Annotated in this window: 18 protein-coding genes; 5 read left to right on the top strand and 13 right to left on the bottom strand. The window is 60.1% G+C overall.

Translation table 11 applies throughout. From position 1 onward, the window contains the following. Positions 1-73 precede the first annotated feature (73 nt). The 6 genes from ccoG to BUC36_RS17795 form a co-directional block, all read right to left on the bottom strand. Positions 74-1,492, bottom strand: coding sequence for a cytochrome c oxidase accessory protein CcoG (gene ccoG / locus BUC36_RS17820; protein WP_073277733.1), 1,419 nt, complete (start codon positions 1,490-1,492; stop codon positions 74-76). Between the two features lie 132 nt (positions 1,493-1,624). After that, positions 1,625-2,533, bottom strand: a complete 909-nt coding sequence (gene ccoP / locus BUC36_RS17815) for a cytochrome-c oxidase, cbb3-type subunit III (protein WP_200797315.1) — start codon at positions 2,531-2,533, stop codon at positions 1,625-1,627. Continuing rightward, the gene (locus tag BUC36_RS17810; RefSeq protein WP_073277731.1) at positions 2,530-2,766 is read right to left on the bottom strand and encodes a CcoQ/FixQ family Cbb3-type cytochrome c oxidase assembly chaperone; all 237 of its coding nucleotides are present in this window, start codon (positions 2,764-2,766) and stop codon (positions 2,530-2,532) included. The genes ccoP and BUC36_RS17810 overlap by 4 nt, the downstream gene beginning before the upstream one ends. 15 nt (positions 2,767-2,781) lie before the next feature. Continuing rightward, entirely contained in the window at positions 2,782-3,399 is a 618-nt protein-coding gene (ccoO, locus tag BUC36_RS17805) for a cytochrome-c oxidase, cbb3-type subunit II (protein WP_073277729.1), read from the bottom strand. A gap of 11 nt (positions 3,400-3,410) precedes the next feature. Next, positions 3,411-4,868 (bottom strand): cytochrome-c oxidase, cbb3-type subunit I, encoded by a 1,458-nt coding sequence (gene ccoN / locus BUC36_RS17800; RefSeq protein ID WP_073277727.1) that lies wholly within the window; start codon positions 4,866-4,868, stop codon positions 3,411-3,413. A gap of 144 nt (positions 4,869-5,012) precedes the next feature. Further along, a complete protein-coding gene (locus BUC36_RS17795) occupies positions 5,013-6,233 on the bottom strand; it encodes an argininosuccinate synthase (protein ID WP_073277725.1) in 1,221 nt (406 codons plus the stop codon). A gap of 295 nt (positions 6,234-6,528) precedes the next feature. Between BUC36_RS17795 and pyrC the strand changes: the two genes are divergently transcribed. The 5 genes from pyrC to BUC36_RS17770 all read left to right on the top strand — a co-directional run bounded on the left by pyrC (position 6,529) and on the right by BUC36_RS17770 (position 11,505). Then, positions 6,529-7,560 carry a dihydroorotase gene (gene pyrC, locus BUC36_RS17790; RefSeq protein ID WP_073277723.1) on the top strand — a complete coding sequence of 344 codons (1,032 nt, stop codon included), beginning with the start codon at positions 6,529-6,531 and terminating at the stop codon, positions 7,558-7,560. Positions 7,561-7,673: 113 nt separating this feature from the next. Further along, on the top strand, positions 7,674-7,877 hold the full coding sequence (locus BUC36_RS17785; RefSeq protein WP_073277721.1) for a hypothetical protein: 204 nt from the start codon (positions 7,674-7,676) through the stop codon (positions 7,875-7,877). Beyond that, complete coding sequence (gene rnt / locus BUC36_RS17780; RefSeq protein ID WP_073277719.1) at positions 7,874-8,521, top strand: ribonuclease T; 648 nt, start codon at positions 7,874-7,876, stop codon at positions 8,519-8,521. Before BUC36_RS17785 ends, rnt begins: the two co-directional genes overlap by 4 nt. Positions 8,522-9,298: 777 nt before the next feature. Continuing rightward, positions 9,299-10,054 (top strand): 3-keto-disaccharide hydrolase, encoded by a 756-nt coding sequence (locus tag BUC36_RS17775; RefSeq protein ID WP_073277717.1) that lies wholly within the window; start codon positions 9,299-9,301, stop codon positions 10,052-10,054. Positions 10,055-10,059: 5 nt separating this feature from the next. Beyond that, on the top strand, positions 10,060-11,505 hold the full coding sequence (locus BUC36_RS17770) for a Gfo/Idh/MocA family protein (protein ID WP_073277775.1): 1,446 nt from the start codon (positions 10,060-10,062) through the stop codon (positions 11,503-11,505). Between the two features lie 225 nt (positions 11,506-11,730). Here BUC36_RS17770 and BUC36_RS17765 read toward each other — a convergent pair whose 3' ends face one another. From BUC36_RS17765 to BUC36_RS17735, 7 genes are all read right to left on the bottom strand, one after another. After that, entirely contained in the window at positions 11,731-12,720 is a 990-nt protein-coding gene (locus BUC36_RS17765) for a hypothetical protein (RefSeq protein WP_143187041.1), read from the bottom strand. Positions 12,721-12,733: 13 nt separating this feature from the next. Further along, positions 12,734-13,477 (bottom strand): copper homeostasis protein CutC, encoded by a 744-nt coding sequence (locus BUC36_RS17760; RefSeq protein ID WP_084536251.1) that lies wholly within the window; start codon positions 13,475-13,477, stop codon positions 12,734-12,736. Beyond that, positions 13,474-14,442: a glycosylasparaginase gene (locus BUC36_RS17755; RefSeq protein ID WP_073277713.1), complete on the bottom strand. Its 969-nt coding sequence runs from the start codon at positions 14,440-14,442 to the stop codon at positions 13,474-13,476. The genes BUC36_RS17760 and BUC36_RS17755 overlap by 4 nt, the downstream gene beginning before the upstream one ends. Beyond that, positions 14,439-15,350, bottom strand: coding sequence for a glucosamine kinase nucleotide-binding domain-containing protein (locus tag BUC36_RS17750; protein WP_234995056.1), 912 nt, complete (start codon positions 15,348-15,350; stop codon positions 14,439-14,441). The genes BUC36_RS17755 and BUC36_RS17750 overlap by 4 nt, the downstream gene beginning before the upstream one ends. Positions 15,351-15,448: 98 nt before the next feature. Continuing rightward, complete coding sequence (locus BUC36_RS17745) at positions 15,449-18,211, bottom strand: TonB-dependent receptor (protein ID WP_073277709.1); 2,763 nt, start codon at positions 18,209-18,211, stop codon at positions 15,449-15,451. A gap of 176 nt (positions 18,212-18,387) precedes the next feature. Beyond that, positions 18,388-19,083 (bottom strand): gluconate 2-dehydrogenase subunit 3 family protein, encoded by a 696-nt coding sequence (locus BUC36_RS17740; protein WP_073277707.1) that lies wholly within the window; start codon positions 19,081-19,083, stop codon positions 18,388-18,390. Between the two features lies 1 nt (position 19,084). After that, on the bottom strand, positions 19,085-20,884 hold the full coding sequence (locus BUC36_RS17735) for a GMC oxidoreductase (protein WP_073277705.1): 1,800 nt from the start codon (positions 20,882-20,884) through the stop codon (positions 19,085-19,087). Between the last annotated feature and the right edge of the window lie 99 nt (positions 20,885-20,983).

Genomic DNA, 20,983 nt, shown 5'->3' with positions numbered 1-20,983 from the left:
TGCGCGTTTCTATGAGCGCGGCAACGGCCCTGATATACAGAGCCGTCGCGTCATTTTATGTAAAAAAGCCCTGCTATTGCTTTGGACCGATAAACACCGTTTTGTGCCTATCCATCAGTTCCGGCTTGTCCTCAGCCTGCACGACGATATAGATATCGTGCTTGGTCGATGTCAGCTGTTCCTTGGGCACGCTGACGCGAATCGGCACCGCGTAGATCTCGCCGGCCTGCAGATAAATCTCTTTGGGCTTGCGCAGCGAGTATTCATGGCCGGGCTCGCCTTCTACGCTGATCGAAAATTCATGCGCCGCCTGATCCATATTGTTGATCTTTATCGTGTACACATTCTGAATCAGTCCCTGGGATTCCCGGTACATGCGCGCACCGCGATCGCGCAGTACTTCGGCCTCGATCGGGCTGCGGGTAATGACCTGCTGCGCAAACAGTCCCGTCATTGCCAGCAACACAAACGCATAACCGAACAGGCGCGGACGCAGATAATTGGTCTTGCCCGTCTCGAGCTCATCCTCAGAGGTGAAGCGGATAAGGCCGCGGGGGTAGCTCATCTTGTCCATGACGCTGTTGCAGGCATCGACACACAAGCCGCAGTTGATGCACTCGTATTGCATACCATCGCGGATATCGATGTCCACCGGGCAAACCTGCACACACCAGTAACAATCGATACAGTCGCCCATGCCCTCGGCGCGGTAATCGATACCTTTCTTGCGCGGCCCGCGGGTTTCGCCGCGCTTGGCATCGTAGTGGACAGCAAGGGTGTCCTGGTCGTACATCACCGACTGGAAGCGTGCATAGGGACACATGTATTTGCACACCTGCTCGCGCAGGAAACCGGCGTTCATGTAGGTGGCAAAAGTGAAGAACGCGACCCAGAAGGCGCCCTGCGGATGCGCATTGAAGCTGGCAAGATCCACCACCAGGTCGCGGATTCCGTAAAAATATCCGACGAACGCCAGGGCCGTGGCGAGGGAAATAAACAGCCAGATCGCATGCGTACCGCCCTTGCGGAGCACTTTCTCCACACTCCAGGGGGCCGCATCCAGTTTCATGCGCTTGTTGCGATCGCCCTCACAGACGCGCTCCGCCCAGATAAACATCATCGTCCATACCGTCTGCGGGCAGGTAAAGCCGCACCAAACCCGGCCGAGCCAGGTCGTTACCGCGAACAGCGCGAAGGCTGCAATGATCAGCAGCCAGGCGAGCAGGAAACCGTCCTGGGGAGCGAAAGTAGTCCAGAGGATATGGAATTTACGCGCGGGCAAATCAAACAGAACCGCCTGGCGTCCCTCGATGTTCAGCCAGGGGATAAAGAAAAAGGCCAGTAGCAGCGGCAGCCCGGTATATTTCCGGATACGGGTATAGACGCCCTGAATGTGGCGAATATAGATCTTATCGTCAGATTCGTAGAGCATGCGATAGCGCACTTCGCCATCGCCTTCCTGCTCTTCGCGGGTCGGAATCAAATCACTCACAAAAACCTCACTTATACGCGGGCGCTCGCTGTGCCCGGGTACCGTTGTTTGGCCAAACTATGAGGCTTTTTTTCTTCGTCCCTGCAGCGCCCGATTCCTGACAGGCCCGGCGATGCCGGGCCCTAGGTATGATTACTGTTGTTCGTCTTCCTGACGGGAGAGGCTGTAGACATAGGCCGCAACGAGGCGGATCTTGTCTTCGCGCAACATATCCTTCTGCGCCGGCATCACGTTTTGGCGGCCGCCGCGGATAGTGTGTTGGATCTGCTCGCGGTTGCCGCCATAGAGCCAGATATTGTTGGTCAGGTTGGGGGCGCCAAGGGCCTGGTTACCCTTGCCGTCCATGCCGTGACAGGCCATGCACACGGTACCGAAAACCTTCTGCCCTTCAGCCGCCATCTCTGCGTTGTGCTCGAGGCCGTTCAGTGCGAGCACATATTCAGCAGCGTTCTTCACGCCCTCTTCACCGATCACCGGTCCCTGCGGGGGCATCATACCTTGGCGACCATTGTGAAGAGTCTCAAGGATTTTCTCCGGCGTGCCGCCGTACAGCCAGTCATTGTCGGTCAGGTTCGGGAAACCGAAGTTGCCGCCGCCATCCGCGCCGTGACAGACAGCGCAGTTGTTGGCAAAAATGCGCGCGCCCATTTTCAGTGCTTCGCGGTTCTGCGCGATCTGTTCAATCGGCATATCCACATACTGACCGAAAGTCTCGTCGAACTTCGCCTCCGCCTTGGCCTGCTGGGCCTCCAGCTGGTTAACTTGGGTCCAGCCACCGAAGCCCTTGAAGTTGCCCAGTCCCGGGTAAACCGCCAGATAAACGGCGGTGAACAGCAGCGTGGCAACGAACAGATAAAACCACCACTTTGGCAGCGGGTTGTCGTATTCCTCGATACCGTCGTAAACGTGACCGGTCGTATTGTTTTCCGGTTCAGCCTGGTCGTCCAAAGCCACTTTGCGGTTGGCGAACAGTACCCAGGTAATCAGCGCCAGATTGGCGAGGGTGAGCACAATTACCCACAAACTCCAGAATGTACTCATTGCTTGTCCTGCCCCTGTTTTTGTTTCGTTCCGGATTCTTTCCCGGATTTGGATTCGTCCTCGCGAGCAGCCGACGTGCTGTCCTCGGCCGGTGGCTCCTCATCGGCAAACGGCAGTCGGGCGTCTTCTTCAAAGCGCTTCTTGCGCTTGGGGGAGAAGGCCCACCAGCAGATAGCCAGGAAAGCCACGGCCCCAAGGACTACACCTATCTGCCGTAAAATATTGATATCCACGAGTGCCCTTCTCCGCTAGCGCTTCTGCTGCACCAGGGTGCCCAGCTGTTGCAGGTAGGCCACCAGCGCATCAATCTCTTTCACCTTGCCGCCGACGAACGGCTTGGAGGCATTGGCGATATCTTCGTCGGTATAAGGTACGCCGACTGCGCGCAGAGCCTGCATTTTTCTGGCGGTATGCTCACCGGTCACCACATTGTCAAACAGCCACGGGTAGGCCGGCATGATGGATTCCGGCACTACGCTGCGCGGGTTGTACAAATGCGCGCGCTGCCACTCGTCGGAGTAGCGGCCACCGACACGGGCCAGGTCCGGGCCGGTGCGCTTGGAGCCCCACAGGAACGGGTGCTCATACACAAACTCCTGCGACATGGAGTAGTGGCCGTAACGCTCCACCTCGGCGCGCAGCGGACGAATCATCTGGGTGTGACAGACGTGGCAGCCCTCGCGAATATAGATATCGCGCCCCTCGAGCTCCACCGCGGCCAACGGTTTCAGGCCGGCGATGGGCTCATTGTTTTCCTTGGTAAAGAACTGCGGGACGATCTCCACCAGGGCACCAAAGCTGATTGCGATGATGATGAAGAAAATCATCAGACCGATATTTTTTTCTACGATGTCATGGTTTTTCACGATCTGACCTCCTAAACAGCTTGCGCCGCAGCTTTGTCTTCGCCGCGCTCGGCGGTTTCCTCGGTATCGTCAGTGATGGTGCGGAACACGTTATAAGCCATCAGCAGCATACCCAGCAGGAACAGAGCGCCGCCGATCCAGCGCACCACGTAACCCGGTTGGCTGGCGATCACACTCTCGACGAAACTGTAGGTCAGGGTGCCATCGGCATTGAAGGCGCGCCACATCAGGCCCTGGGTAATGCCGTTCACCCACATGGCGGCGATGTACAGTACCGTACCTACAGTAGCCAGCCAGAAATGCGCGTTGATCAGTTTCACGCTGTACATTTCCTTGCGCTTCCACAGCACCGGAACCAGGTGGTAGAGAGCGCCGATGGAAATCATGGCTACCCAGCCCAGCGCACCGGAGTGCACGTGGCCCACAGTCCAGTCGGTGTTGTGCGACAGCGCATTGACCGTCTTGATGGACATCATCGGGCCTTCGAAGGTGGACATGCCGTAGAAGGACAGGGATACCACCAGGAAGCGCAGTGTCGGGTCGGTGCGCAGTTTATGCCAGGCACCCGACAGGGTCATGATGCCGTTGATCATGCCACCCCAGGACGGCGCCAGCAGAATGACGGACATCACCATGGCCAGGCTCTGGGTCCAGTCCGGCAGCGCGGAGTAGTGCAGGTGGTGACCACCGGCCCAAACGTAAATGGAAATCAACGCCCAGAAGTGCACGATGGACAGCTGGTAGGAGTAAACCGGACGGCCGGCCTGCTTGGGCACGAAGTAATACATGATGCCGAGGAAGGCCGCAGTCAGGAAGAAGCCCACGGCGTTGTGGCCGTACCACCACTGGATCATTGCGTCCTTGGTACCGGAATAAATAGAGTAAGACTTCCAGGCGGTGACCGGAACTTCCAGGTTATTGACGATATGCAGTACGGCGATGGTGATGATATAGGCACCAAAGAACCAGTTGGCCACATAGATGTGCGAAGTTCTGCGCTTGGCAATAGTGCCGAAGAACACCAGCGCGTAGGCGACCCAGACCAGTGCGATCAGGATATCGAGCGGCCACTCCAGCTCCGCGTACTCTTTTGCGGAGGTGTAGCCCAGCGGCAGGGTAATGGCGGCGCCGACGATCACAATCTGCCAACCCCAGAAGGTGAAGGGGATCAGCCAGCCGCCCCACAGCGGTGCCTGGCACGTGCGCTGCACGACGTAGTAAGAAGTGGCGAACAGTACGCTGCCACCAAAAGCGAAAATCACCGCATTAGTGTGCAGCGGGCGCAGGCGACCAAAGTGAGTGAAAGGCTGCCAGATGTCGTTGAGCACCGGCCAGGCCAGCTGCGCCGCGATAAGCACGCCCACGGCCATGCCAACAATACCCCAGACCACGGACATAATGGTGAACTGGCGCACGATGTTGTAGTCATAGTCCGGCACAGGGCCGGTCTTTGCCACCGTTGTCGTCATTTTGTTACTTCCGTTGCTTTTTAAAATTCGATTCCAGAAAACGAGCAGGGCCCGCCAATAAAATTTGGGCTATATGCCTTCACGATAGCCCCCGCCAGCCAATGGGCGACGATTTAAGCGCATCATTCGCCTGGGGCAACTGATCTAAATCAAGTTTCGGCCTTTGCCGGCGGCGATACGCAGGCGCAAGGCATTCAGCTTGATGAAGCCCTCCGCGTCTTTTTGGTCGTATGCGCCCGCATCTTCTTCGAAGGTGGCGATGCGCTCATCGAACAAACTGTCAGCAGAACGGCGCCCCACAGCACTCACACTGCCTTTATAGAGTTTCAGGCGCACTTCACCGTTGACCACCTGCTGGGATTCGTCGATAGCCGCCTGCAGCATGCGGCGCTCCGGCGACCACCAGTAGCCGTTGTAGATCAGCTTGGCGTAGCGCGGCATCAGCTCGTCTTTCATATGCGCCACTTCGCGATCCAGCGTGATGGACTCAATGGCGCGGCGCGCCTTCAGCAGGATGGTGCCGCCGGGTGTCTCATAGCATCCGCGGGATTTCATGCCCACATAGCGGTTCTCGACGATATCCAGGCGGCCGATGCCGTTGGCACCGCCAAGCTTGTTCAACTTTTCGAGCAGGGTGGCGGGGCTCATGCGCTCGCCGTCGATCGCCACGGGATCGCCCTGTTCAAAAGTCAGGGTGATATAGGTCGCCTGGTCCGGTGCCGCCTCTGGGCTGACACTCCAGCGCCACATGTCTTCCTCGGCCTCGGCCCAGGGATCCTCGAGAAGGCCGCCCTCATAGGAGATATGCAGCAGGTTGGCATCCATCGAATAAGGGGACTTCTTCTTACCGGAGGAAAAATCCACCGGTATCTTGTGCTGCTCGCAGTACTGCATCAGCTTCTCGCGGGAAGTCAGGTCCCACTCACGCCAGGGGGCGATAACCTGAATACCCGGCTTCAGCGCATAGGCACCCAGTTCGAAACGCACCTGGTCGTTGCCCTTGCCGGTGGCGCCATGGGAAATGGCGTCAGCGCCGGTCTCGTTGGCAATCTCGATCAGGCGCTTGGCGATCAGCGGGCGGGCGATGGACGTGCCCAGCAGGTACTCACCTTCATAGATGGTGTTGGCGCGAAACATCGGGAAGACAAAATCGCGCACATACTCTTCGCGCAGATCGTCGATATAGATTTCCTTGACACCCAGGGCCTCGGCCTTGGCGCGGGCCGGCTCCACTTCCTCACCCTGACCGATATCGGCAGTGAAGGTGACCACCTCACAGTCATAGGTCTCCTGCAGCCATCGCACAATCACCGAGGTATCCAGACCGCCGGAATATGCCAGTACCACCTTGTCGATTTTGCTCATTGCTGTCCTCTGCTGGGAGTATGCCGCCACTACAAAACGCTGCGAAGCCAGTTGTCGCGGCGCGGAAATTAGGTGTCGGTCTGGGGGAGTTATTCTTGGAAGTGTGCCCAGGACTAGTACGCTCGGTACTTTTTCGGGGCGCGATTGTAGCGCCTCAGCTCGCCAACGACTAGCGCCAACGAGTCTGCCGATGAATATGGCTACTTTATAAACAATAGGCGCGTCGCAATTTGGCTGCGCATCGGGTAGCATTCGCGCCGCAACCCCACCCACCAGCGACCACTAGTGAAGTACTATGACGGAGCAAATCACCCTTCGCGCCCCTGACGACTGGCATATTCACCTGCGCGATGGCGCCGCCCTCGAGCGCACCGTCGGCGATGCGGCTCGCCAGTTTCGCCGCGCCATTGTCATGCCCAACCTGGTACCGCCGGTGGTGGACGCGGAAGACGCACTGTTCTACCAGCTGCGCATTCGCGAGCAGATTCCCGAGGGCAACCCCTTCGAGCCGCTGATGGTGATCTATCTCACCGACAGGACCGACGCCGAAGTGGTCAAGCTCGCCCACGAGGCCGGCGTCATCGCCGCCAAACTCTACCCCGCGGGTGCCACGACCAACTCCGATTCCGGCGTCACCGATATCACCAATATCTATCCGGCGCTGGAAGCCATGCAGGAATGCGGCATGAAGCTGCTACTGCACGGCGAGGTGACCACCAGCGACATCGATATCTTCGACCGCGAACAGGTGTTTATCGAGAAGACCCTGTCGCGTCTGGTGGAAGACTTCCCGACCCTGAAGATCGTGCTGGAACACATCACCACTGCACATGCGGCCGAGTTCGTGCAAAATGCCCGCGACGGTGTCGGCGCTACCATCACCGCACACCACCTGCTCTACAACCGCAATCACATGCTGGTTGGCGGCATCCGCCCGCACTACTACTGCCTGCCGATCCTGAAGCGCGGCTATCACCAGTCCGCACTGATCGAGGCGGCCACCAGCGGCAATCCCAAATTCTTCCTCGGCACCGATTCTGCCCCCCACGCCCAGGGCAAGAAAGAAACCGCCTGTGGCTGCGCCGGCTGCTACACCGCCTTCGCCGCCATCGAACTCTACGCGGAGGCCTTCGAGCGGGCGGGCAGACTGGATAAACTGGAGGGCTTCGCCAGCGAGTTTGGCCCGGACTTCTACGGCCTGCCGCGCAACGAGGACACCATTACGCTGGTGAAACAGCCCTGGGCCCTGCCGCAGAGCCTGGATATGGGCGGCGAACCGCTGATTCCACTGGCCGCCGGCGAGACACTGAACTGGCGACTGGCTTGAGCGGACCCCGAACGACTGGGATTTTGCTGTAGGAGCCTGCTTGCAGGCGAAAGGCTGCGGAGCACCGCTCTTTTTCGCCTGCAAGCAGGCTCCTACAGGGAAAAATCCCTAGGATGGGCAAAGCGAAGCGTGCCCATCAGCGCCGTCACTGGTTTGATCGAGTCTCGAAAGAATTACGGAAGCTCAATGCGCAGGCCCTGATGCCGGGGGCCGTTTGTGAAACAATTGCCGATGAGGCTGTTGAGCAAACGGCCACCGGCAGCAGGGCCGCCCCAAACCTCAAACAGAACACCATGCCAAATAAGGACCCCAAGTGACCCCCGCGGAAGAACCTACAGGACCAAAAAGCCTCCTCGCCCAGCGATTTCGCGGCTTCCTGCCCGTGGTGGTGGATCTGGAGAGCGGCGGCTTCAATGCGCGCACCGACGCCCTGCTGGAAATCTCCGCAGTGATTCTGGATATGGATGAAAACGGCGTCCTGTTTCCCGAGGCCACCCACAGTTTCCACCTGGAGCCCTTCGAGGGCGCCAATGTGGAACAGTCGGCACTGGACTTTATCGGTATCGACCTCGAGTCACCGGACCGCGACGCCTGGCCGGAGGAAATCGCGCTGCCGGAGCTCCTCCGCAAGATCCGCAGCGCGGTGAAAAAGCACAGCTGCACCCGCGCCATCGTGGTCGCCCACAACGCCCACTTTGATCTCGGCTTTATCAACGCCGCGGTGGATCGCTGTGGCATCAAGCGCAACCCCTTCCACCCCTTCTCCTGCTTCGACACCGCCAGCCTCGCCGGCCTCGCCTATGGTCAGACGGTACTGGCCAAGGCCTGCCAGGTGGCCGGAATCGAATTCGACAACAGCAGCGCCCACTCTGCCGAGTACGATGCCGAGAAAACCGCCGAACTGTTCTGTGGCATCGTCAACAAATGGCAGGAACTGGGCGGCTGGCCACTGCCCGAGTAAAGGCTACTCAAGGCCGCCGCTATCACTCCTAAACCCTATTCACTCTCTTCAACGGTTACGCTGTCCAAACCTCAGCAACCGCAATCCTTAACGAGAGTAACCTTGCGAAGCCTTCCCCCACAGGTCGCCGCTGTCGCAGTACTGGCTGTTGCTGCCTGCAGCACCAACGGACTGCCAAACCTGTCACTCAAATTGCTGCGCAATTACATGGCAGCTTTGCTAGTCGCTGTGCTGGACGTTAACCACCAAAGAAAAAAATACGATTTGAAGCAGACAAATTAAAGAAAGGAACTTCAGATTTTTGAAAAGTTTATAGCCCTGTCTGGATTAGACAGCATCAAACTTTACCGAAATGCCAGATCTATTTTCAGTTAACCTTGATAAAAATTCTGCTTTAGAAGCATCAAGATCATCTTGTACTGTTGACATGATCAGCCTTCTACAGGGTTGGTTAATCGTTATGTAGAACGATTCAAGACTGTTACTTGTTAGGCTCTCTTTCGTTTCATCAAATCAAAGCACTGGTCGACGCACTCCTGCCTGATGTTTTTCATTCGAGTGCAGGCTGACTCCCATCTTTCTTACCCCTGCTCAGCCTCTTCAGAATCTGACGACCTACTGTACTGAATGCGAAATCAGGGCTGCGCGTGGCCGCCTCTTGACTTCCCCTACCATAGGTGACAACAATAGCAGGATCAAATGTAACCGGTTACATTGAGCGATTCATCCGATGACTCAATAAACGCCTTCTCCACGGCTAAACACCAAGGACGGTATATGACAGTACCTCATCTGGCACGAGCACCCATTTTGTCTGCCCTGCTGGCGCTGACCGCTTACGCCTCCTCATCCAGGCCCGAGGACACCGAAGTCTGGCATCCGGAACCTTCCATCGTGACCCCGGGGGAGGCCGTCGAACCGCCTTCCGATGCGATAGTCCTGATCGGCCAGGATGCATCCCTGGAGCGCTGGCAAAGCGCCGGAGGCGGCCCGGCCCGCTGGCACTATGCCGATGGCGTACTTACCGTAGTCCCCGGCAGCGGCGATATTCTTACCCGCGGGGACTATGGCAGCGTGCAGCTTCACCTCGAGTGGCGCTCACCACCCGAACCCGAGCAGAGCGGCCAGGACAAGGGCAACAGCGGTCTGTTTTTCCAATCCCGCTACGAATTACAGATACTCGACTCCTACCAAAACCGCACCTACGCCAATGGCCAGGCCGGCAGCATTTACAAGCAGCACTTGCCCCTGGTCAATGCCATGCGTCCAACGGGCCAGTGGCAGACCTACGATGCCGTTTATCGGGCGCCGGCTTTCGACGCCGCGGGCAAACTCCTGAGCCCGGCGCACATCACCGTGCTGCATAACGGCGTACTGATTCAAGACCACGTCGAAATACAGGGTGAGACACTTTACGTCGGCAAACCCGACTACCGCCCCCACGGCAAGGCACCGATCAAATTGCAAGACCACTCCAATCCCGTCAGTTTTCGCAACATGTGGTTGCGCGAACTCGATGAAACCGACAGGTGACCAATATGGGCAAGAATAAAAACAGCGATACCCGCACGCGCCGCCAATTCCTCAAAGGCCTGGTCGGTACCGCCGCATTCACAATCGTACCCCGCCACGTACTCGGCAAAGGCTTTACCGCCCCCAGCGATCAGCTCAATATCGCCGTCATCGGCGCTGGCGGCAAGGGATACTCCGACGCCATAAACGCCTACAACGGCGGCGCTAACCGCATCGCCGCAATCTGCGATGTGGACTGGCACAGCGCCCGCGCCCTGTTTGAGCAATTCCCCAAGGCACAGCGCTTCAAGGACCACCGCGTCATGTTCGATACCGTCAGGGATATCGACGCGGTCACCATCTCCACCCCCGATCACACCCACGCCGTGCTGGCCATGGCAGCCATAAAGCGCGGTAAACACGTCTATGTTCAGAAGCCCATGGCGCACAATATCGCCGAGGTCCGCGCACTAACCGAGGCCGCCCGCCGCAACCGGGTGGTCACCCAGATGGGCAACCAGGGTGCATCGGGCCTGGGGGTCAAACTGATGCAGTGGTGGTTTGACGCCGGGCGCATCGGCCGCGTGCACAAGGTGGAAGTGTGGACAGACCGCCCCGTCTGGCCCCAGGGCATCGCCACGCCCACCGAGCGGGTCGCGCCTATTGACGGCTTGGCCTGGGACCACTGGATAGGGCCGGCTCCCGCCGTCGACTACCACCCCAGCTACCACCCGTTCAAATGGCGCGGCTGGTGGGACTACGGCACCGGCGCCCTCGGCGATATGGGCTGTCACCTGATCGATCCCCCCTTTCGCGTACTGGGCCTGGATCGCGTCCTGGCGGTGGAGTCCAGTGTCGTCAGCCTCTACAGCCGTGACTGGGAGCCCGACTACTACCCCAAATCCTGCCCGGCGGCCTCCACTACCCAGTACACCTTTGCCGCCACCGAGAAAAACCCTCAGCCGGTGGAACTTATCTGGACCGACGGCGGCATGCGTCCCTTCCGTCCGGCGCTGATTCCGGCCGACCATCCGTTGGGCGACAACGACAGCCGCAACGGCGCCATGCTCTGGGGGGAGAAGGGCGTTATGACCTGCGGCCTTTACGGCATGCACCCCAAGCTTTATCTCAACAGCGGAGAGGTGATCATCGCCGACAACAGCAAACTGCAGTCGGAGCTACCGGAAAACGGCCACCAAAGGGCCTGGACGCAAGCCTGCAAGGCAGGCTTCGGCAGCAGCGCCCACCGCAACCTCAGCGCCTCCTTCGATTACGCCGGGCGGCTGACCGAAACGGTCCTCCTGGGCAATCTGGGCGTGCGCAGCTACGAGCTACGGGTTACCGACGGCGAGCATTACCGCAACCCGGGACGCCAGAAGCTGCTGTGGGACGACGCGGCCATGCGCGTCAGCAATTTCGAACCGGCCAATCAATTTGTGGCGCGGGAGTATCGGAAGGGCTGGACCTTGTGATCGCCAAAGGCTGGCATAGGGTCCACTGCCGCCGGTAAACATCATGTTCGCCGGTCGGAATTGCAACCGGTCGGCGGCGCGGGCGCGGGCAACAGCTTTACTGCCACGATACTGGCGCTGTTACGCAGCTCCCCTGGTTGCCGACCGTCAGGCCATATGTCAGCCATACAATTTCCACTCAATAAAAAAAAGGCGCCCGAAGGCGCCCAGCGCAACATCGCGCAGTCAAGGTGATTTGAAGCTCCCCCCGGCTGAGCCGCGAGATGATTTCCCGAGCGGATTCGCACCGCCGAACACCGCATTGATGGCATCGGCGTAAGATACGACCCCGGGCGAATTATTGAATTCATCGTAGAGCCACATAAACCCGCCCTCTATGGCGCACGACTCCGTCCAATTCTGCAGGCGGCTTTGCAATTGCGCCGGCGAAACCTCCCGCGACCAGAGCCCGGCAACAAGCGGCAGACCCAGGTCCCAGTTGCAGGGGTTATTGGCGGAACCGCCGTCGTAAACCTGCAGGTAGCTCAGATCCACCGCGCCGCCGCGCGCCGAGTTCACTCCCTCGACGAAGGACTGCCAGAAATCTTTGTTCTTATAGGGAACTATCGCCGTCTTGAAACCGACATCGGACAACATCACATGGAATGGCACCGCGGAGCCGACATCGTAAGTACCCTCGTCATCATTGTTCAGCGCATCCACCGCGGGAAATGCCTCTCTCAACGCGCGAAAATTCCGGTACAGGATGCTTTCCTTTCCTGTGCCGCAGTGCTTCTCTTCGCACGCCAGCAAATCCCTCACATTGTCATAAGTGCCTGAGCCCCAGCCGCTGAGTCCAAACTCGACCCGGACAATGGATGTATCACCGGTTTTCAGCGAGGCGATATCCTTTCTGAAATGTGGGTAAGACTGGTCGCCGATATAGGTGCCATCCTTCACCAGCGGAAACTCGGCATTGAATCCCAGACTTCCGTCCGCCTCGATATGAATGGTCCAGACGATGACATGGGTGAACCCGGACGATTTCAGCTCATCGATGGCGTAATCCCGTTTCTGATAGACGGGCCCGCCCGCATACACGCCGGAAATAGCGTGGGACGCCAAGGGCGATACCAGCAGTAGCCACAGGCCGATCAGGGCAAGGCCTTTTGATTTTTTCATTTTTCCTCCTGGAACATCTTTCAAACAACCCGCCATCGTGATGCGTTTGCACATCCCCGACTCGTTTTTACACTGCGCGCATCCGGAAGCTGCGTATGCTCCTGAGCATCTCTCTGATCAGGCCTATATCGGCAAGGCCCCCGGTGTGGAGGCCGGAATGGCTATGTAGCGACAGGGGGGTATCCGCGGGGACCAACTTTTCCATTAGCGGCAGAATATTCGCGCAGCTGATACCGCCGCCCACGACCACCTCAATGCGTCCCCGTGCGGCGGCTAGGGTGCGGTTAATCCTCTCCACCGCATCCGCTGCGGCACCGCGCTCGGCCAGCGGCGCGCCGGCGGTCAGCACCCGCTCGACACCCCGTTCGACCAGCTGTTCGATCGCCAATTCTTTATCCGCCAACTCATCAAATGCCCGGTGAAAGGTCACACTGAGTTGGTGCCCGCGGATGACCGGCAGCAGCTCGTCCAGCGCCTCCAGGTCCAGCGCCCTGCCCCGCAGCGCGCCCAGGACCACACCGCCGGCACCGGCATCGGCCGCCATCGCAATCTGTTCGGCCATCCGCTCGATTTCACTCAGCCGGTAGCAGAAGTCGCCGGCGCGCGGGCGTATCATCGCCAGCACCCCGGCGCGGCGGCCGAAAATATCGCGCGCCGCGCGAATCTGTTCCGCCGTCGGCGTCAGGCCATCGAGCGCGATCGCGCTGCACAGCTCTATGCGCTCGGCGCCGCCGGCCAGCGCATTGGTCACCGAGCGACGCAGGCTTGGCATGTGGTCGCAGTCGATACAGATTTCCAGCAGAAGGGTCACAGCTTGCTCCCGGCATCGATCATCCGAGCACCGCGCTGGTCGCGGACCGCGAAGTTAAAGCCCGGCTGAATGCAGTGGGAGCCGTAGTTGCCGGCCTTGTCCAGGGCCAGGAAGCCCACCTGGAACTGGCGGTAGTCGGGCAGCTTGCGCGCTATGCGCTCCACCGCTTCGCGGCAGGCCTCTTCCGGCGTGTAACCGTGGCGCATCAGTTCAACCACCTGGTGGCAACCGACGGTCTTGATCATCAGCTCGCCCATGCCGGTGGCCGTGGCCGCGCCCACCTCGTTGTCGACGTAGAGGCCGGCACCGATGATCGGCGAATCCCCTACCCGTCCATGCATCTTGAAGGCCGCGCCGCTGGTGGTGCAGGCGCCGGACAGGTCGCCGGCGCTGTCCAGGGCCAGTATGCCGATGGTGTCGTGATTCTCGATATTGATCACCGGCTGGTAGCGCCCCTCCCGCAGCCAGTCCCGCCAGGCGGCTTCGGCCCTGGGCGTCAGCAGGTTTTCCGGCTGGAAGCCCTGCTCGAGGGCGAAGCGCCGCGCGCCTTCGCCCACCAGCATCACATGGGGCGTCTCCTCCATGACCTTGCGCGCGACGGATATCGGATGGCGGATATCCTGCAGGAAGGCCACGGAACCGCAGTTCTGCTTCTCATCCATAATGCAGGCATCCAGGGTCACCTTGCCCTCCCTATCCGGGAAACCGCCGTATCCGACGGTAGTAACCGCAGGATCCGCTTCAGGCACCCGCGCCCCGGCCTCTACCGCATCCAGTGCGCGGCCGCCGCGAGACAGCAGCTCCCAGGCGGCCTCGTTGGCGGGGCCGCCGTGGTTCCAGGTGGAGATGACGATGGGCCGGTTGGCTTGCGCCCGGCGCCGACTCATGGCCTGCAGCGGCACAGCGGCCTGCGCGAGCAGGCCACCCAACAGGGAATATTTTAGGAATTGTCTCTTGCTGTTCACGATGAAATACCTGTTTCCGGAATGGATGTCGGCGCGGGGGCTATGCCCTCCCGGGCCAGGTGGATAGCGCCAACTTCCGCCGGTGCCTCGGCCGGCAGCAACCGCGCGGCGATATCCGGCGCCAGCCAGGGCACTATCCGCTCGGCGATGCCGCCCACCAGCGACAGCCGCGGCGGATCCCGCTCCAACAGGCGTTGCGCCACTCGGTCGATAAAGGCGGCGGCCTCTCGCAGTATCCGTCCGGCCACCGCATCGCCCCGCTCTGCCGCCTCGAACACCACAGGGGCCAGGGCCGCATAGCGGTCGGCGGTGGCACCGGCCAGGGCGTTGGCGAGCATCAGGCCCTCGCCGCCCAGCTCCCGCCCCAGCAGTTCCGCGAGCAGGGTCTCCTGACCCAGCCTGTCGTAGGCCAGCAGCGCGGCGTTCACGGCGGCGAAGCCGATATGCGCGCCGCTGCAGGCCTCCCCCATCATGAAGCCGTGGGCGCCGATGGTGTGAGCAACACCATCAACCACAGAAAGTGCACTGAAGCCGGTGCCGACGATGATCACGGCGCCGTCCCCACCGCCGTGGGCGCCGAGACAGGCGATATGGAGATCGTCCGTCAATACCAGCTGCTCGAAGGGGTGCGACGCATTGCACATGGCGTCCCTATAGCGGGGCAGGTGCAGGCCGGCGACGCCGGCGCCCACGCGCAGCCGGTCCATCAGCCCGGGGGGCAGGCCCGCGTCGGCCAGCGCCGCGGCGGCGGCCTTTTCGATAGAACGCATGGCCAGGTCCAGCCCGTAACAGGGGTTGGCCGGACCGCCGAAGCCGCGACCGAGCAGGCGACCGTCGGCACTTTCGAGCCGCGCGCGGCAATGGCTGCCGCCGCCGTCGATCCCCAGAAAATAGATATCCTCTTTCAACGGATTCGCCTCTGAAAGATGTGCAGCCAAGCTGCCGGAGAATTCCATGGTGGGTGCGGGATTCGCTCCCGCCCCACCACTGGCCGTTGCCTCTGAGATCAGAAGCTGTAGGTAAGGCCCAGGTAGGCACGGCGCCCGGAGTAGTAGGAACCCCAGACGCGGTTCTTCTCACCCCAGTACTGATCGACCTTCTCCTCGGTCAGGTTGACCACCGATGCGTTCAATACCAGATTGTCCATCACCTGGTAGGAGGCATTCACGTCCACCTGGTCATAGGCGTCGGTAAAGGTGTTCATGCCGTTGTTGAAACCATCGGCGTACTCGCCGCGGTAGTTGTACGAGGCGCGCACGCTGAAAACATCGTTCTCGTAGTAGACCGACAGGTTGTACTGGTCCTTCGAGGTGCCGGCGATTTCGGTCTTGGTCTTGACGCCGTCCATATCGATTTCCGCCAGCTCGGTATCGGTATAGGTGTAGTTGGCGAGAACACCGAAGCCGTTGTCGAACGCGTGCTGAACAAACAGCTCGACGCCCTGGGCCGTAGCATCGGTGCCGTTGACCGGCATGACCATATCCACCTGCCGCTCTACACCGCCGATAGTGCGCGTCACCAGGGAGCGGCCATTGATCACGAAGGACGCAACATCCTTGTTGAACAGCGTGAAGCCAGCGGCGGAGGCGTCACCGTAGTACCACTCGAGCCCGATATCAAACTGGTCGGCTTCGAAGGGCTCAAGCTCGGAGTTGCCGCCAAAACCCTGGCTGACGGTGGATCCGGGCAGAGGCGCGAAGATGATTTCGGACCCCCCCAGGTCGTTGTACTGCACGCGGGATACCACCTTGGCCGCCGCGGTGCGCAGCAGCAGGTCGTCGGTGATCTCCCAGGTGAGGTTGAAGCTGGGCAGCACATCCGTGTAGCTGGTGTCGCGCACATTGGCCTCGGCCTGGAAGCCGGTGTCTATGTAGTCGAAGGTGCGCGCATACTGGGCGGTCTCCACGACGCGCACACCGATGTTCCCGCGCAGGTTCTCGTGGGAGAAATTGCCCTGCAGGTACCCTGCGGTGATCTCCTCGCCAATGCGGTAGACCTGATTCTGCTCGACCGTCACCGTTGGATCGCCGAAGGTCTCATTGAGATAAGATCTCAGGCGACCGAACTCCAGGTGGGAGAACTGCGGCACCTTTACGCCACCGATAATATTGTCGAGGGGTTTCCCTGAAAGAATATCCGCGGTATCCGGTACGCTGTTCGGGTCCGTGTGGAAGGAGTTGCTCGGCCACCAGGGATAGCAGGCGCCGGGTTCACCGCCCCAGTTGATCGTCGGGCACGGCGGGTTGTCGTCGTCCCAGTACATATTGGTGATGCGCCGGTTGATTTCGTGGTCGCGGTACTTGACCCCGACATCGACGCTGTGGAACCAGGCCAGGTCCACATCCTTATTGAGATCGAACTGGTAATAGGCCTCCTCGTCCTCGCTGCTGGCCCAGCTGGAAGAGAACCAGTCGTACAGCGGGTAGGTAGCGGGATCACCGAGATCGGCGCTGGAATTAATTTCCGCGGTGCCGCTGCTCAGATCCCAGCTCCAGTCCTTTACCGTGCCGAAGCGGGCGTTGACCGAAGCAAAATAGCTCTCCGAAGGGCCGCCTTCCGCCTGGGTATTTCCCATCACGAACTTGGCTGTGTAGCTTTCTCCGCGGTAGATTGCGCTGAAGTCCAGGGTGTCGGACGAGTACTCTGCGCGGGTGTAGTTGCCGGCCACCTGGGGCGAATTCAGTTCCGCCTGGCCGTTGTCGACCATGCCGATACCCAGCAATGTGTCCCCGTCCCCGTCGAACTTCAGGCTGCCCGGCGCTATGGCGTTGCCATAGTTCCACTCAGGGAATACCAGGCGGTAATTTTCAGAGTCGCCGCCCAGTTCAAAGCGGAAATAGTTGAGGCCCAACTCGAGCTGCTCCGTGGGCTTCCACTGGGTGGTCAGCTGCAGGCCGTCGCGGGTCCGCTCCTGTTCAAACACACTGCCCACCACCGCGCGCGGTGCGTAGAAATCGCGGTACTCGTTGCCATCGGTGTCCACCATGGGCCCACGGGCTTCTACACCTTCCACCGGGGACTGGTCACCCTGCCAGCCCCAGTTCTCGACCGAGGTGCTGATAGTGCGATTCTGCCGGTCCTGTTTGGAATAGCCGATCAGTACGCCGAAGTCTTCCGCGGCGTTCTTCCAAGAGTAGACGCCGGTGAACTGTGGCTCGTGCTTCTCAGTAACATCTGCGTAGGTGGACTCAAGAGAAATAATACCCTCGCCCGCGTCCATATCCAGGGGCTTGCGGGTATGCAGGATAACGGTGCCGCCGATGCCGCCCTCGTCAATCTTGGCTTCCGGGCTCTTGTAGACATCGGCGCGGGCGATCATCGCCGAAGGCAGCAGCGTGTAGGCGAAGGAGCGCGCCGGCTCGCCGGCGGAGGACGCAATATAGTTGCCATTCAGCTGGGTAAATGTTAGTTCCGAGGAGGTACCGCGGATACTGACGCGGGCACCCTCGCCGCCGCTGCGCACAATCGACACGCCCGGTACTCGCTGCAGGGAATCCGCGACGTTTTTATCGGGGAATTTGCCGATATCCTCCGCAGTGATCGAATCCATTACCGCGTTGGAAAGCCGCTTGACATCGAGGTTCTGCTCCATACTCCGGCGGATACCAATAACCTCTATCTCCTCCACGGCCTCGCTGTCTGCATCGCTCTCTCCCACATCGGTTTGCGCTTGCGCCGCGCCTATTGCACCGAACAGGACCAGCGCACTGGCAGAGGTCCGCAGGACTTCCGAATAATAGTTACTTCCGGGAAATCTTCTCTTTTTCATTATCCTTTTCTCCACATTTCTTTATGGTCTCGGCTTTCCGTACTCCCTAAATACTGACCCTAACCGGAAATGCCTCGTTATTTATTTCTGTCGGATACTTCTCTACTACCTCGCTCAACTACCTTGCTCTATCACATGGCCCACCTCCTTGCCGGCACCTTAAATACTTGTTTGGCTCACCCCTCCAGGCCGAGGCGCGCCAGCACTTCCGGTGGTGGGCCGGCGAAAACCGCCGTGGGCTTGTTGCCCACATAGCCGATATCCGCCATACCCTGCTCGGTGGTGTAGAAGGCGGTGGCGGTCAGGTTGCGCACCTTGGCAAAAAAGCGGGCCCCGGCCTTGAATTCCGCCTTGGCGGTTTTCTCCCACTTGATGTCGTCGCAGATGGCGGTTTTCTGCGAGCCGTCCAGCTCGGTAAAGGGCCGCTGGAAGCGCCGGTTGGATTCGCTGTCGAGCCAGACAACGCCGCCGCGCACGGTGATCAGGTCCGCCTTGTTGTTGTCGTAGGGTGCACTCACATATTCGTTGATATAGTGATGGGCACCCACCGCGGAGGCGCTCGGCGAAATTTCGTCTGCGGGAATGATCACGTCGCACAGGGCCGCCAGGGTCACCAGTTCCCCTTCTTCCAGTACGAAATCCCAGTGAATTGTCGGGTTCAACAGGTCCGGGTCCGTGGGCGAGCGCAGTGGGGTCTTCTTCACCGCCGGTTCCGGATTGCGCGGCGCCTCCACCGGAGCGGGTTTCGCCGCCTTCTCCACCGTCTTCTCGGCCACTTTTTCCGCGCAGCCGATCACCGGCACTGAGGCGGCGGTGGTGGCGATGATGCGCAGGGCGTTACGGCGGCTCAGGTTCAGTTTTTCGTCGCTCACGTCAGATACTCCTCTGCTTCAGCTGGTCCACGATGTAGTCGCAGGTGCGCCAGGCGAGTGCCATGATGGTCAGGGTCGGGTTTTTGTCTGCGTTGGAGACAAAGGGCGCACCATCGGTGACAAACAAATTGGGCACTTCCCAGGCTTGGCAGTAGGGATTGAGCACCGAATCCCTGGGGCTGGACCCCATGCGCGCAGTGCCCACCTCGTGAATAATCGCCCCGCCGTTGATGATTGCCTTGGCACCGTCGCTGTGCACCGGCGAAGTCGTCTTGCCGCCCATGGCCTCGATAATCTCGGCAAAGGTCTTGTGCATGTGCGCGGCCTGATTCAACTCCTGCTCGCTCCACTTCCAGTGGAACTTCAACACCGGTATGCCCCACTGGTCGACTTTGTCCTTGTCGATTTCGCAATAGGAGTCTTCATTCGGGATCATTTCCCCGCGGCCGTCGAACCACACAAAGGAGCCGTAATAGCGGCGGCAGGCCTCCTTGAAGTCCTTGCCGTAGGCGCCGCCGGTAAAGTCGCCCATGCCGCCGAAGGCGCCGGCGCCGGGCATGCTGCGGCCGCCGCCGAATTCGATGTGGTAGCCGCGCGCGAAATTCAGCTCGCCGCGCAACTGCTCCTTGTACTTCCACCAGGGCATATACATATGCATGGCCGAAGCGCCGTCTTCGTTGTGCGGCGGCAGGTTTTCCAGCGCCGGTATCTGCCCGCTGACGCCGGCGCCCACGGTATCCATCAGGTACTTGCCCACTACACCGCTGCCGTTGGCCAGCCCGTCGGGAAAGAGCGGGCTCTTGGAATTCAGCAGGATGCGCGAGGTCTCGGCGGCGCTGGCCGCGACCACAACGACGCGCGCAGTGGCGTACTCCTCGCGACGGGTGTTCTTGTCGATGTAGAGGACTCCGCTCGCGCGGCCCTTCTTGTCGACAGTGACCTCGCGCACCATCGCATCGGTAATGATGTCCAGGTTGCCGGTGGCCAGGGCCGGCGGCAGCAGCACGGTAGTCGACTGGAAATTGGCCTTGATGGAGCAGCCGCGCCCGCAGTGGGTGGCCCAGAAGCAGGCAGCGCGGGACTGCATCGACTGGCGGGTGACCTCCTGTGCAAGCTTGTTATCCGGAAACAATTTCTGCGGAATATTTTCGTGATCCAGGCGCTCGCTGAGGATCGCCAGGTGCGAGGGAATTACCGGGATTTCGAGTTTTTCGCAGGCTTTTTTTGCCAGCAGCTCGTAGGCACGCGGTTTGGGCGGCGGCAGCAGTACACCGTCGGACGAGTCGGGAGTATTTTCGAGGCCCTCGTTGGTGCCGTAGACACCGATCAGCATTTCTGTCTTGTCGTAGTAAGGGGCCAGGTCTTCGTAGCCGATCGGCCAATCGAAACCCAGTCCATCGCGGGAATAGGGTTTGAAATCATATTCGCCCATGCGCAGGGAAATGCGCCCCCAGTGGTTGGTGCGCCCGCCGAGCATACGCGCGCGCCACCAATCGAATTTCCGTCCGTGTTCCTCCGAGCCCTGGGTGTAGGGTTCGCCGGGCACCTGCCAGCCGCCATCCACGGTGGCATCGTAAAAACCGAAGGGCTTGTCCGGCGTGCTGCCGCCGCGCAGCGGCGCGTCCTTGGGCAAATTGAACATCGGCGTCTCCTTGACCGGGTCATAGGAGCGCCCCGCCTCCAGCATCAGCACCTTGAGGCCGGCGGTAGCGAGCACATAAGCGGCCATACCGCCGCCGGCACCGGAGCCGACGATCAGCGCGTCGTACTCTTTTTTGTTGTTGAACTGTTCACTCGACATCACATTTCTCCCGTTGCGCCGCTTCATTATTTTTTTGCGACCCCGCCCGCGCATGACCGGGTCGCTGTAACCGGTTACATCTTTCGGAAAATTTTTATA

Source organism: Microbulbifer donghaiensis, from assembly GCF_900129095.1.
Taxonomy (GTDB): domain Bacteria; phylum Pseudomonadota; class Gammaproteobacteria; order Pseudomonadales; family Cellvibrionaceae; genus Microbulbifer; species Microbulbifer donghaiensis.
This window is presented reverse-complemented; position numbering and strand designations above follow the sequence as displayed.

What these genes read in the sequence shown, in the direction of transcription:
- ccoP (WP_200797315.1), bottom strand. Translation starts at nt 2,533, where the DNA reads ATGAGTACATTCTGGAGTTTGTGGGTAATTGTGCTCACCCTCGCCAAT.
- ccoN (WP_073277727.1), bottom strand. Translation starts at nt 4,868, where the DNA reads ATGACGACAACGGTGGCAAAGACCGGCCCTGTGCCGGACTATGACTAC.
- BUC36_RS17795 (WP_073277725.1), bottom strand. Translation starts at nt 6,233, where the DNA reads ATGAGCAAAATCGACAAGGTGGTACTGGCATATTCCGGCGGTCTGGAT.
- pyrC (WP_073277723.1), top strand. Translation starts at nt 6,529, where the DNA reads ATGACGGAGCAAATCACCCTTCGCGCCCCTGACGACTGGCATATTCAC.
- BUC36_RS17785 (WP_073277721.1), top strand. Translation starts at nt 7,674, where the DNA reads ATGGGCAAAGCGAAGCGTGCCCATCAGCGCCGTCACTGGTTTGATCGA.
- BUC36_RS17775 (WP_073277717.1), top strand. Translation starts at nt 9,299, where the DNA reads ATGACAGTACCTCATCTGGCACGAGCACCCATTTTGTCTGCCCTGCTG.
- BUC36_RS17770 (WP_073277775.1), top strand. Translation starts at nt 10,060, where the DNA reads ATGGGCAAGAATAAAAACAGCGATACCCGCACGCGCCGCCAATTCCTC.
- BUC36_RS17765 (WP_143187041.1), bottom strand. Translation starts at nt 12,720, where the DNA reads ATGTGCAAACGCATCACGATGGCGGGTTGTTTGAAAGATGTTCCAGGA.
- BUC36_RS17745 (WP_073277709.1), bottom strand. Translation starts at nt 18,211, where the DNA reads ATGAAAAAGAGAAGATTTCCCGGAAGTAACTATTATTCGGAAGTCCTG.
- BUC36_RS17735 (WP_073277705.1), bottom strand. Translation starts at nt 20,884, where the DNA reads ATGTCGAGTGAACAGTTCAACAACAAAAAAGAGTACGACGCGCTGATC.